The 13551-nt window shown below is 66.0% G+C and carries 8 protein-coding genes; 6 read left to right on the forward strand and 2 right to left on the reverse strand.

Translation table 11 applies throughout. The features are described from left to right. Positions 1 to 100: 100 nt before the first annotated feature. The 4 genes from aceE (at position 101) to PX653_RS27395 (ending at position 7008) form a co-directional block, all read left to right on the forward strand. Positions 101 to 2797 carry a pyruvate dehydrogenase (acetyl-transferring), homodimeric type gene (gene aceE, locus PX653_RS27380; protein WP_277415782.1) on the forward strand — a complete coding sequence of 899 codons (2697 nt, stop codon included), beginning with the start codon at positions 101 to 103 and terminating at the stop codon, positions 2795 to 2797. Positions 2798 to 2818: 21 nt separating this feature from the next. Then, positions 2819 to 4483: a dihydrolipoyllysine-residue acetyltransferase gene (aceF, locus tag PX653_RS27385; RefSeq protein ID WP_277415783.1), complete on the forward strand. Its 1665-nt coding sequence runs from the start codon at positions 2819 to 2821 to the stop codon at positions 4481 to 4483. A 13-nt stretch (positions 4484 to 4496) separates the two neighbouring features. Further along, a complete protein-coding gene (lpdA, locus tag PX653_RS27390; RefSeq protein ID WP_277415784.1) occupies positions 4497 to 6335 on the forward strand; it encodes a dihydrolipoyl dehydrogenase in 1839 nt (612 codons plus the stop codon). 364 nt (positions 6336 to 6699) lie between these two features. After that, positions 6700 to 7008: a DUF1272 domain-containing protein gene (locus tag PX653_RS27395; RefSeq protein ID WP_277415785.1), complete on the forward strand. Its 309-nt coding sequence runs from the start codon at positions 6700 to 6702 to the stop codon at positions 7006 to 7008. A gap of 31 nt (positions 7009 to 7039) precedes the next feature. Here the strand turns inward: PX653_RS27395 and PX653_RS27400 are convergent, their stop codons facing one another. Together PX653_RS27400 and PX653_RS27405 are read right to left on the reverse strand one after the other, a co-directional pair. Beyond that, positions 7040 to 8071, reverse strand: coding sequence for a LacI family DNA-binding transcriptional regulator (locus PX653_RS27400; protein ID WP_277415786.1), 1032 nt, complete (start codon positions 8069 to 8071; stop codon positions 7040 to 7042). A gap of 62 nt (positions 8072 to 8133) precedes the next feature. After that, a complete protein-coding gene (locus tag PX653_RS27405; RefSeq protein ID WP_277415787.1) occupies positions 8134 to 9708 on the reverse strand; it encodes a tryptophan halogenase family protein in 1575 nt (524 codons plus the stop codon). A 306-nt stretch (positions 9709 to 10014) separates the two neighbouring features. On the opposite strand from PX653_RS27405, the gene PX653_RS27410 reads away from it, so the two are divergent. Together PX653_RS27410 and PX653_RS27415 are read left to right on the forward strand one after the other, a co-directional pair. Further along, positions 10015 to 12465: a TonB-dependent receptor gene (locus PX653_RS27410; protein WP_277415788.1), complete on the forward strand. Its 2451-nt coding sequence runs from the start codon at positions 10015 to 10017 to the stop codon at positions 12463 to 12465. A gap of 161 nt (positions 12466 to 12626) precedes the next feature. Continuing rightward, positions 12627 to 13439, forward strand: coding sequence for a TlpA disulfide reductase family protein (locus tag PX653_RS27415; RefSeq protein WP_277415789.1), 813 nt, complete (start codon positions 12627 to 12629; stop codon positions 13437 to 13439). Positions 13440 to 13551: the final 112 nt, after the last annotated feature.

The raw sequence follows: 13551 nt of genomic DNA on the forward strand, positions 1-13551 counted from the left end.
TTCGCCAAAGTCTTGGTAAATAATCTTTTGAATCAAGCACCATGCGTCCGCACGGTCGTTGGACCGGCCCGGGCTCACTCAAACTTAGGAGACTAGATACATGTCAGCTCAACTTGACCAGGTCACGGCCCAAACCGCCAACGATCCGGACGCACTGGAAACCAAGGAATGGCTCGAGGCGCTGGAAGCCGTCCTCGAAAACGAAGGGCCGGAACGGGCCCACTACCTGATGGAACGCATGGTCGACCTGGCGCGCCGCCGCGGCGCGCTGATCCCGTTCTCCGCCAATACCGCCTACGTCAACACGATTCCCGCCCACGTGGGCGCGCACTGCCCCGGCAACCTGGAATACGAAGAGCGCCTGCGCTCGTGGATGCGCTGGAACGCGATGGCGATGGTCGTCAAGGCCAACCGCGCCGACGGCGACCTGGGCGGCCACCTGTCCTCGTTCGCGTCGCTGGCCAATATGCTGGGCATCGGCTTCAACCACTTCTGGCGCGCCCCTTCCGAAGAGCACGGCGGCGACCTGCTGTACCTGCAGGGCCACTCGTCTCCCGGCATCTACGCGCGTGCCTTCCTGGAAGGCCGCCTGTCCGAAGAACAGCTGCTGAACTTCCGCCGTGAAGTCGACGGCAAGGGCCTGTCGTCGTACCCGCACCCGAAACTGATGCCGGACTTCTGGCAGTTCCCGACCGTGTCGATGGGCCTGGGCCCGCTGATGGCGATCTACCAGGCGCGCTTCCTGAAGTACCTGCACGCGCGCGGCATCGCCAATACCGACGGCAGGAAAGTATGGGCCTTCTGCGGCGACGGCGAGATGGACGAACCGGAATCGATGGGCGCGATCGGCATGGCCGCGCGCGAGCAGCTGGACAACCTCGTCATCGTCGTCAACTGCAACCTGCAGCGCCTGGACGGTCCGGTGCGCGGCAACGGCAAGATCATCCAGGAACTGGAAGCGGACTTCCGCGGCGCCGGCTGGAACGTCGTCAAAGTCATCTGGGGCCCGGGCTGGGACGACCTGCTGGCGCGCGACAAGGAAGGCATCCTGCAGCGCGTGATGATGGAAACCGTCGACGGCGAATACCAGAACTACAAGGCCAAGGACGGCGCCTACGTGCGCAAGCACTTCTTCGGCAAGCATCCGAAGCTGCTGGAGATGGTCGCCAACATGAGCGACGACGACATCTGGCGCCTGACCCGCGGCGGCCACGACCCGCACAAGATCTACGCCGCGTTCAAGGTGGCGCAGGAAGCCAAGGGCCGTCCGACCGTGCTGCTGGTGAAGACCGTCAAGGGCTTCGGCATGGGCAAGTCCGGCGAGGCACGCAACACCGCGCACCAGACCAAGAAGCTCGATGACGAGGCGATCCGCGAAATGCGCGACCGCTTCAACATCCCGATCCCCGACGACAAGCTGGCCGAGATCCCGTTCTTCAAGCCGTCCGACGACGCGCCGGAAATCAAGTACCTGCACGAGCGCCGCAAGGCCCTGGGCGGCTACCTGCCGCAGCGCCGCATGAAGGCCGACGAGACGCTTGTCGTGCCGCCGCTGGAGGCGTTCAAGGCCGTGCTGGAAGCCACGCCGGAAGGCCGCGAGATCTCCACCACGCAATCGTTCGTCCGTATCATCACGGCGCTGCTGCGCGACCAGAGCCTGGGCCAGCGCATCGTGCCGATCCTGGTCGACGAGTCGCGTACCTTCGGCATGGAAGGCCTGTTCCGCCAGATCGGCATCTTCAACCAGCAGGGCCAGTTGTACGAGCCGGTGGACAAGGACCAGGTCATGTACTACCGCGAGGACAAGGCCGGCCAGATCCTGCAGGAAGGCATCAACGAAGCGGGCGGCATGAGCTCGTGGATCGCCGCGGCCACGTCGTACTCGACCAACAACCGCGTGATGATCCCGTTCTTCACGTACTACTCGATGTTCGGCATGCAGCGTATCGGCGACCTGGCCTGGGCCGCCGGCGACATGCGCGCCCGTGGCTTCATGATGGGCGGTACGGCCGGGCGCACCACGCTGAACGGCGAAGGCCTGCAGCACGAGGACGGCCACAGCCACCTGTTCGCCGCCGCGATCCCGAACTGCGTGCCGTACGACCCGACCTTCGGCCACGAGCTGGCGGTCATCATTCATGACGGCCTGCGCCGCATGGTGACGGAACAGGAAGACGTGTTCTACTACATCACCATCATGAACGAGAACTACGCGCATCCGGGCCTGAAGGCGGGCCAGGAAGAGGGCATCCTGAAGGGCATGTACCTGCTGCAGGAGGGCACCAAGGACGCCAAGGAGCGCGTGCAACTGATCGGCTCCGGCACGATCCTGCGCGAATCCATCTTCGCCGCCGAGTTGCTGGAGAAGGATTGGGGCATCGCGGCCGACATCTGGTCCGCGCCGTCGCTGACGCTGGTGGCCCGCGAAGGCCAGGATGCGGAGCGCTGGAACCTCGTCAACCCGACCAAGGAACAGCGCGTGCCATACGTGACCGGCCTGCTGCAGGGCACGCAGGGTCCGATCGTCGCGACGACCGACTACATGCGCCTGTTCGCCGAGCAGATCCGTCCGTACATGCCGAAAGGCCGCTCGTACAAGGTGCTGGGCACGGACGGCTTCGGCCGCTCGGACAGCCGCGCCAAGCTGCGCGAGTTCTTCGAGGTGAACCGCTACTACATCACGGTGGCGGCGCTGCGCTCGCTGGCGGACGAAGGCAAGATCGACCTGGCCGTCGTCGAACAGGCCGTGGCCAAGTACGGCCTGAACCCGAACAAACCCAATCCGGTGACCCAATAACGAGAATACGGAGCAAACGCTATGAGCATTGTGGAAGTCAAAGTCCCGGATATCGGTGATTTCAAGGAAGTCGAAGTCATCGAGCTGATGGTGAAGGTCGGCGACACGATCAAGGTCGACCAGTCGCTGGTCACCGTGGAATCGGACAAGGCGTCGATGGAGATTCCGTCGTCGCAGGCTGGCGTCATCAAGGAAATCAAGGTCAAGGTCGGCGACAAGGTCGCCGAGGGTTCGCTGTTGCTGATGGTCGAGGCGGAAGGCGCTGCCGCGGCCGCACCTGCCGCTGCCGCCCCTGCGCCGGCTGCCGCTGCTGCACCGGCTCCGGCCGCCGCCGCACCGGCGCCTGCCGCCACAGCGCCGGCAGCGTCGGCCGGTCCGGTGGACGTGAAAGTCCCGGACATCGGCGACTTCAAGGAAGTGGAAGTCATCGAAGTGATGGTCAAGGTCGGCGACACCATCAAGAAGGACCAGTCGCTGATCACCGTGGAATCGGACAAGGCATCGATGGAGATCCCGTCGTCGCATGACGGCGTGGTCAAGGAAATCAAGGTCAAGGTCGGCGACAAGGTCGCCGAGGGCTCGCTGGTGCTGGTCGTCGAATCGACCGGTGGCGGCGCTGCGCCTGCGGCCGCACCTGCCGCTGCTGCTGCCCCTGCTGCTGCCGCTCCTGCCGCCGCTGCGCCAGCGGCTGCGGCCCCGGCTCCGGCGCCCGCAGCGGCCGCGCCGGCCGGCCCAAGCGTGTCCGGCAAGCTGGCGCACGCTTCGCCGTCCGTGCGCAAGTTCGCCCGCGAACTGGGCGTGGACGTCGGCCGCGTGCCGGGTTCCGGCCCGAAAGGGCGCATCACCCAGCAGGACGTGCAGAACTTCGTCAAGGGCGTGATGGCCGGCACCACGGCCGCGCCGAATGCACCGACCGCTGCCCCGGCCGGCGGTGGCGCGGGCTTGAACCTGCTGCCATGGCCGTCGCTCGACTTCTCCAAGTTCGGCGAGACGGAACTGCAGCCGCTGCCGCGCATCAAGAAGATCTCCGGCCCGAACCTGCACCGCAATTGGGTCATGATTCCGCACGTGACGCAGTTCGAGGATGCCGACATCACCGACCTGGAAGCGTTCCGCGTCGAGTCCAACGCCGCCAACGCCAAGAACAAGGAAGCGACCAAGCTGACGATGCTGGCCTTCGTCATCAAGGCTTCCGTCGCGGCGCTGAAGAAGTACCCGTCGTTCAACTCGTCGCTGGACGAGAAGGGCGAGAACCTGATCCTGAAGAAGTACTACAACATCGGCTTCGCGGCCGATACGCCGAACGGCCTGGTGGTCCCCGTCATCAAGAATGCGGACCAGAAGAGCGTGACGCAGATCGCCAAGGAAATGACGGACCTGTCGCTGCAGGCACGCGAAGGCAAGCTCAAACCGACCGACATGCAGGGCGCCACGTTCACGATCTCGTCGCTGGGCGGCATCGGCGGCACGCACTTCACGCCGATCGTCAACGCGCCGGAAGTGGCCATCCTGGGCCTGTCCAAGGCGTCGATGAAGCCCGTGTGGGACGGCAAGCAGTTCGCGCCGCGCCTGATGATGACGCTGTCGCTGTCGTACGACCACCGCGTCGTCGATGGTGCCTCCGGTGCCCGCTTCGCCGTGTACCTGGCCGAAGTGCTGGCCGACATGCGCAAGATCCTGCTGTAAGGAGACCGAATCGATGAGCATCGTAGAAGTGAAGGTACCGAACATCGGCGACTTCAAGGAAGTGGAAGTTATCGAAGTGATGATCAAGCCGGGCGACACGATCAAGGTCGACCAGTCGCTCGTCACCGTCGAATCGGACAAGGCGTCGATGGAGATTCCGTCCACCCACGCCGGCGTCGTGCAGGAACTGAAGATCAAGGTCGGCGACAAGGTCTCCGAAGGCAGCTTGCTGCTGATGATCGAGGAAGGTGCTGGCGCCGCCGCGGCGGCGCCGGCCGGCGCGCCGGCGTCCCCGGTCGCCAAGCCGGAAGAGAAGGGCGCCGCGCCAGGCCAGGCGGCGCCCGTGTACGGCGGTCCCGCCGTGCCGGCGCCCGCGTCCACGCCGGCGTCCGCGCCGGCCCCTGGCGCCGGTTCGTTCTCCGGCCAGGCCGACATCGTCTGCGACATGATGGTGCTGGGCGGTGGCCCGGGCGGTTATTCCGCCGCGTTCCGCGCGGCCGATCTGGGCATGAACACCGTCATCGTCGAGCGCTATGCGACGTTGGGCGGTGTCTGCCTGAACGTGGGCTGCATCCCGTCCAAGGCGCTGCTGCACCTGGCTTCCGTGGTGGATGAAACGGCGCACCTGGGCAAGCACGGCGTCAAGTTCGCGCGGCCGGAAATCGACATCGACGAAGTACGCGCCTACAAGGAAGGCGTCATCAACAAGATGACGGGCGGCCTGACGGGCATGGCCAAGGCCCGCAAGGTGCAGGTCGTGCAGGGCGTGGGCCAGTTCCTCAGCCCGAACCACATCGAGGTGACGGCCGGCGACGGCACGAAGAAGGTCGTGCAGTTCAAGCAGGCGATCATCGCGGCCGGTTCGGCTGTCGTCAAGCTGCCGTTCGTGCCGGAAGACCCGCGCATCGTCGATTCGACGGGCGCGCTGGAGCTGCGCTTCATGCCGAAGCGGATGCTGGTCATCGGCGGCGGCATCATCGGCCTGGAGATGGCGACGGTCTACTCCACGTTCGGCGCGCGCATCGACGTCGTCGAGATGATGGATGGCCTGATGCAGGGCGCGGACCGCGACGCCGTCAAGGTCTGGCAGAAGTACAACGCGCACCGCTTCGACAACGTCATGACCAAGACCAAGACCGTCGGCGTGGAAGCGCTGCCGGAAGGGATCAAGGTCACGTTCGAGGCCGCCGAGGCCGGTGCCACGGCACCGGAACCGCAGCTGTACGACATGGTGCTGGTGGCCGTGGGCCGCAGCCCGAACGGCAAGAAGATCGCCGCTGACAAGGCCGGCGTGCAGGTGACGGATCGTGGCTTCATCGAGGTCGACAGCCAGATGCGCACGAATGTCCCGCACATCTTCGCCATCGGCGACCTGGTGGGCCAGCCGATGCTGGCGCACAAGGCCGTGCACGAAGGCCACGTCGCTGCCGAAGCGGCCGCCGGCCAGAAGTCGCACTTCGACGTCAAGGTGATCCCGTCGGTCGCCTACACCGATCCGGAAGTGGCATGGGTCGGCTTGACGGAGGACGAGGCAAAGGCCAAGGGCATCAAGGTCGAGAAGGGCCACTTCCCGTGGGCCGCATCCGGCCGCGCTGTCGCCAACGGCCGCGAAGAGGGCTTCACCAAGCTGCTGTTCGACGCCGAGACGCACCGCATCGTGGGCGGTACCATCGTCGGCACCCATGCGGGCGACATGATCGGCGAGATCGCGCTGGCCATCGAGATGGGCTGCGACGGCACCGACATCGGCAAGACGATCCACCCGCACCCGACCCTGGGCGAGTCGATCGGCATGGCCGCCGAGGTGTACGAAGGCGTCTGCACGGACCTGCCGCCGCCGCGCAAGCGTTGATGGCAAGTCAAACCTGCGGGGACCTGTGCTCCGCTGGGGTCTGTCCCCGGTAAGTGATGGCCAGCGCGCTTGCCGCTGGCCCGATGAGGGGACTGACCCCGGTTTTGTTCGCGCATCCGCAAAAACCGCGGGGACAGGTGCCTGTCCCCCGGGTCTCTTCTGTAAAGTCGCTACATCTCAGCCAAACCGCGCCTGGTACTCGCTGGGCAGCACACCGAGCCTCATCACAAATGCCCGCCGCAGGGTGTACTCGCTGCCATGCCCGCTGCGCCTGGCCGCCTGCTTGACCGTCTTGATTCATCCATCGCTGTCATTGCTGTCAATCGCCCGTGTCGTAGAATCGATGCTCGACCAAGGAGAAGCCATGCTGGAACTGCGACCCACCTGCGAACACTGCGACAAGGCCCTGCCGCCGGCCGCGCCGGACGCGCGTATCTGCTCGTACGAGTGCACCTTCTGCGCCGATTGCGTGGACGGCCTGCTGCAAAACGTCTGCCCCAACTGCGGCGGCGGCTTCGTGCCGCGCCCCGTGCGCCCGGCCCGCAACTGGAAGAACGACAACTACCTGGGCAAGGACCCGGCCCGCACCGAGCCGAAACACCGGCCGGTGGACCCGGCCACGCACGCCGCCTTCGCCGCCCCCATCAAGGACATCGCCCCCACGGCCAGATAGCAAAAACCTGTTGCCTGAAAAACGGTGACAGTCACCGTTTTTCAGGCAACGGGCACGCGCCCGTGGTCTCCCGCACGATCAGCTCCACCGGTGCGACGCCCTCGTCGAATGCTTCGCGTCCCATCAGCGACAACAGTGCGTTGGTGGCGGCCTTGCCCAGGTCGTACAGGGGCTGGCGCACCGTCGTCATCGGCGGGGCCGTGTACGAGGAGCCGGGCAGGTCGTCGAAGCCTACCAGCGACACGTCTTCCGGCACGCGGATGCCCTTGCGGTACAGCGCCAGCCGCGCGCCATAGGCCGACAGGTCGTTGGCCGCGAACACCGCCGTGAACTGCACGTCGCGTTCCAGCAGCCGGTTGATGGCGGCCAGCCCGCTCGGTTCGTGGAAGTCGCCTTCGACGACGAGTTGCGGATCGATCGCCACGTCCGCTTCCGTCATCGCGCGGCGGTAGCCGGCCAGGCGCTCGTTCGCATCGCTGCTGCTGGCCGGGCCCGTAATGAAGACGATGCGGCGGTGACCCAGGTCCAGCAAGTGGCGCGTGGCCAGCCAGGCGCCATGTTCGTTGTCCACCTTGAAGCCGATGGCGCTGGGCGTGCGCAGCGCGCGGCCCGTGGCGACGATGGGGCGCTGGCTGGAAAAGCGCAGCACCGTCTCGTCCGAGATACGGCCCGTCAGCAGGATGATGCCGTCCACCTTGCGCGCCAACAGCAGGCGGATGCGGTCCGATTCCTCGTCCGCATTCCAGTGGCCGCTGACGATGACGCTCGTGTAGCCGGTGCCCTTCAGCGCATCGTCGACGCCGCGCAGCGTCTCGTCGAAGAACGGCGAGCTGATGTCCTGCACGACGATCCCGATCGTCATCGTGCTGCCCTTTTTCAGGCTGCGCGCCATCTGGTTCGGCGCGAAGTGCATCTGCTCGATGGCGGCCAGCACCGCCTTGCGTTTGTCCTCCGCCACGCGGGCGGTCCCGTTCAGGATGCGCGACACGGTGCTGGCCGAGACGCCCGCGGCGCGGGCGACGTCGAGCAGCGTGGTCGGGTTGGTGTGGTCGTCTGAGCTCAAGTTCTTGTACGCGATCTAGGATGATGTCCGGCGAAGGTTAGCATACGCGCGCTACGGGACCGTCAGACGTACAGGCGCAGCGCCGGCGCCACCGGCCTGGCCGCGCCCTGGCGGTAGTGCTCGACCAGGGCCCGGTGCGTCGGCAGGTCGGCCAGCGCGTGCTGCGACAGCTGCCCGATCGTGCGGAACTCGTGCCGGGCGGCCGCCAGGTCCGGCAGCGCCGCCGGGTGGGCGTGCAGGCGGGTGGGGAACTCCATCCCGTACAGCACGTATTGCCAGCTCGAGGGCGGGTACATCTCGATGTCGGTGACGAAGTCCAGCCGGTGCGGCGGGCGCGCGCGCCACATCGCCAGCTGCTCGCGCAGCGACTCGGGAATCGTCGACGCGTGCGCGTTCTCGATCCAGAATGCGCTGTCGGTACGCTGCGTCAGGCAATAGTGCATCTTGACGAAATCGACGATGCGTTCGTAGCGGGCCTTCATCTGCGCGTTGAACAGCTTCGCGGCCGGGGCCAGGTTGCCATCGTAGGGGAACAGGTAGCCGACCAGGTACGTTGCGGCCTCGATCAGGCCGATGCCGGACGATTCCAGCGGTTCCAGGAAGCCGCCGGACAGGCCGATGGCCACGCAGTTGCCGATCCACTGCGTCTCGCGATAGCCGACGTTGAGCTTCAGGAGCCGCGGCTCGCGCCCGTCGCTGGCGGGGCCGATGTACTGGCGCAGCACCCGGTCGGCACGTTCGTCGCTGGTGTGGCGGCTGGAGTAGACGTAGCCGATGCCGCGCCGTTCGTGCAGGCCGATGTCCCATGTCCATCCCGCCTCGTGCGCGGTGGAGATCGTGTACGACGGGATGGGCGCGTCGGGCCGGTCGTACGGCACCTGCATTGCCAGGGCGCGGTCGACGAACAGCGTGTCGTTGATGTTGCGGAACGGCGACCGCAGGGCCTCGCCGATCAGGCGCGCGCGGAATCCCGTGCAGTCGATGTACAGGTCGGCCGCCAGCTCGCCCGCCTCGCGCGTGACGACGAACGCGATGGCGCCATTGTCGTCCAGCTTGACCTGGTCGACGGTCGCCTCGACACGTCGTACGCCCAAGGTCTGCGCGTGGCTGGCCAGCAGTGTCGCGAAGGCGCCGGCGTCGAAGTGGTAGGCGTAGTTCAAGGGGCCCATGAAATCGGCGTCCGTCGGGCGCTTCGGGGCGTGGTACATGTCGGCGACATGCTTTTGCATCGTCGCCGCGGCGGCGAACGGCACGTCCGGTCCGGCCGCGCCCATCAGCCAGTAAGGCAGCAGCTCGGGCCCGCCGGGTCGCTGGCTGGGCTGGCTGAACGGATGGAAGTAGTGGTCGGCCCCCTGCGTGCCTGGCGCACGCACCCAGTGGTTGAAACGCACGCCCTGCTTGAAGGTGGCGCTGCATTCGCGGATGAAGCGGCCCTCGTCGATGCCCAGCACCGACAAGGTGCCGCGAATCGAGGGGAAGGTTCCTTCGCCGACGCCGATGATGCCGATGTCCTTCGACTCGACCAGCGTGATGCCGATGCCGCCGCCCTGGGTGCCCAGTGTCCTGGCCAGGAACCCGGCGGCCAGCCAGCCGGCGGTGCCGCCGCCGACGATGAGGATAGTTCGAATGGGTTGCAAGGTCGTCTCCTTCGTGCATCGTTGTTTTTGTCGCGACCGGTGCTCAACTGCCGAGCCCGTGTCTCACTTTGGTGCCTGACCCCGCGGTGGGACACGAGCTCGGCTGTTGCCATCGGCCCACACCCGTGGCGTAAACAAAGTGGTGTCGCGACATTTTTAAATTGACATCAACATTCTAACTTGGCTACCATGAAAACGGTTTCAAACATTGAGAAAACGTTTTCACTTTATTTGAAAACGTTTTCAGATGCAAACAATACGTCAGTGCCGGGGCGGATGCTTCGGTACAGCAACGAAGGAGACTTGATGAATACCGCAACCCCACGGACCCGCATGCTGGGCTCGCCGATCCGCCTCGCCGTGCTGACCCTGCTGGCCGGCCTCAACAGCGCCTACGCCCAGACCGCCGGCGTCAACGCCACGCCGGAAGCGCCGAAGGAACAGCAACAGGCACAGAAGGCCGCCGAGGCCAGCTCGACCGTCATTCCGGAAGTCTACGTGACGGCCACCAAGCGCAGCACGTCGCTGCAGCGCACGCCGGTGGCCGTGACGGCCATCAGCGCCGCCGCGCTGGACGACAACCACGTGCAGACGATCCAGGACGTCGTCAACCTGGTGCCGGGCTTCTCGGCCACCAGCCAGGGCGACCACGGCGTCATCACGATGACGATGCGCGGCATCGGCAACGACAGCGCCAAGACCGAATATGCCGACCCGGAGGTTGCGGTGTTCGTCGACGGCATCTACTCGCCTCGTCCGGAAGGGGCGACCACGCTGCTGTTCGACCTGGAGGGCATCGAGGTGCTGCGCGGCCCGCAGGGTACGCTGTGGGGTCGTAACTCCACCGTCGGCGCCGTCAACATGCAGACGGCCAAGCCCACGCTGGGCAGCAATTCCGGCTACGTGGAAGCGGGCATGGGCGACTACAGCCGCGTGGGTGGCCGCGGTGCGTTCAACATCCCGCTGTCCGACACGGCCGCGATGCGCGTCGCGTTCGTGCACGAGCAGCATGACGGCTATGTCGACTACCAGACGCCGCCGAACATCCCGCTGGCGCAGCAGCAGGCCGCCGCAGCACCCGTGATCGCCGCGTGGAACGCTGCCAATCCGGGCAACCCGATCGCCTTCCGGCCGATCAGCAACGCCGACTTCGTCCAGGGCGGCAAGAAGTACAGCGCACAGGACCAGACCGCGTTGCGCCTGTCCCTGCTATGGGAAATCATGCCCTCGCTGCACTGGAACCTCGCGTATGAGCGCTACCAGGACCGCGGCACGCCGAGCATGAACCTGATGCAGACGCCGCGCGCCGGCCAGGACCTGTGGTCGGCCCTGATCGACACGGCACCGTCCCTGAAACGCGATTCGAACTCCGTGCGCAGCCGCGTGGACTGGGCGATCAACCCCGACATGGCGCTGGCCTACATCGCCGGCTGGTCGTCGTTCCACGGCTCGTCCACGTACGACCAGGATGGCGGCTCGTACGTGCCGACCAGCTTCACGACGGGCGGCAATTCGCAGGCCAACAACACGCTGCTGTCGAAGTACAAGAGCTACAGCCACGAGGTGGAAGTGCAATCGACCGGCAAGAAGAAGGTCGACTGGCTGCTGGGGCTGTACTACGGCCGCGAGAACAACGGCATGCGCTTCGACATCCCGATCATGAACGGTACCCAGAGCGGCACCGTGAACTGGCAAGGCTCGTTCATCCAGCCGAAGCAGACGGTGGATTCGAAAGCCGTGTTCGGCCAGACGACCTGGAACGTGACGGACCAGTGGCACCTGACGGCGGGCGCCCGCTACACCAAGGACAAGCGCCAGAACATCGGCGGTATCGGCTGGGGCTGGCGTGGCGACGGCAGCGTGCCGCAAGTGCCGATCAGCCCAAGCACGAACCCGGCCGATCCAGGCTCGGGCTTCGCGCTCAGCTCGAGCAACAGCGGCCAGTTCAGCGGCAGCAAGGCGACGTGGCTGGGCCGCGTCAGCTACGACATCACGCCGACGTCGATGCTGTACGCCAGCGTGTCGACGGGCTACAAGTCGGGCGGCCTGCAGGATGGCGGCAAGCCCTACGGCCAGGAAACGCTGACGAACTACGAAGTGGGCAGCAAGAGCACGTTCCTGAACGGCATGATCCGCATGAACAATGCGCTGTACTACGAGAAGTTCAAGGGCTTCCAGTTCAGCGCCCCGGTGACGAATCCCGACGGCAGCCACAGCCTGTCGACGTACAACGCCGAAGGTGCCGACGTCTGGGGCTTCGAGACGGAAATCGCCGCCAAGCTGACCAAGGCCGACCGGCTGCAGTTCACGGCCGCCTACACGAACGCGGAACTGGGCGAGCTGGTCGGTGGCAGCAACGACTACCAGCTGCCGGCCTGCTCGATCCCGGGCATCACCAACTGCCTGGATGTGACGGGCAACACGATGCCGCACTCGCCGAAGTGGAGCACGCAGCTGATGTACCAGCACGTCTTCCAGCTGCCGGCGGGCACGCTGACGCCGCGCCTGTCGGCTCACTGGGAATCGGCCAGCTGGCTGTCCGTGTTCAACCTGGGCGCGCCGGACCGCCAGGCTTCGTACTCGAAGCTGGACCTGGGCCTGCGCTACGATGCCGACAAGAAGTACTACGTCGACCTGTTCGTGCGCAACGCCACGGACAAGAACATCAAGACGAGTGCGCAGAACCCGCAAGGCGTCTGGCAAGCCCAGTACCTGCCCCCGCGCACGATCGGCTTCAACGCCGGCTACACGTTCTAAGCACCGTTTCAGTTGTGCCCTGGGACCCCGACGCCTCGCGGCGCCGGGGTTTTTTTATGGGTGCGCGGCCAGGAGAAGAGAGCCGCAGTGCGGTGCAGGCGTTAATAAATTCCTAATTGTGCCGTGGGAGGATCCGCCATCACTCGCCACTGGAGCACACCTTGGACATCCTCCGCCTGGGACCGCTTGTATTGCCTTTCCATGCCGTTCTGGCACTGCTGGGACTTGGCATCGCGAATGCGGTGGCCGCGTGGTTCCGCCGCGCTCGCGGCGTCGATCCCGGCCCAGCGCTGTGGAGAATGACGGTTGCAGGCTTCCTGGCGGGCCGATTGTTCTTTGTGTTGCGCCACCACGATCTCTATGCCGCTTCACCGTGGTCCGCGCTGAATTTCCGCGACGGCGGCTTCAGTGCGCTGGCGGGCTGGCTGGCAGCGCTGCTGACGGGCGCCATCGTGGCGCGCGCCAGCGCCCCGCTGCGGCGCGCCTTGCTGGCGGCCACGTTGGCCGGCGGCGCTGTGTGGTTCGGCGCCACACAGCTCAACCAGGCCATGGCGCCCGCGCGGGAACCGATCCCGCCGATCGCCGTGCAGCGGCTGGACGGGGCGGCCGTCACACTGGACAGCTTCAAGGGCCGTCCGCTCGTCGTCAACCTGTGGGCGACGTGGTGCGGCCCCTGCCGGCGCGAGATGCCGGCCCTGATGGCTGCCCAGCGGGCCAATCCGCAGGTCGCCTTCGTCTTCGTCAACCAGGGCGAGTCGGCCGAGACAGTGCGCCAGTTCCTGGCTGCGCAAAAGCTGGCCATCGCAAACGTCCTGATCGACCCTGCGCGGCGGGTCGGGACCGGTACGCGGTCCTTGGGCTATCCGACCACGCTGTTCTATGACGCGGCCGGCAGGTTGCGCGACCGCCATGTCGGCGAGTTGTCGCAGGCCACCGCGCGCGAGTACATCGCCGGGCTGGACCGTTTGCCGTGACTGAAAGCGATGGCGCTTACAGCCGGGCTCGTGTCTTTGTCGGGGTGTGACCCCATGGTGGACACGAGCACAGCTGTAAGCGGCGCAAAGTTTGCCGTGATATATTGAAATC

This window comes from Pseudoduganella chitinolytica (assembly GCF_029028125.1).
GTDB lineage: Bacteria > Pseudomonadota > Gammaproteobacteria > Burkholderiales > Burkholderiaceae_D > Rugamonas > Rugamonas chitinolytica.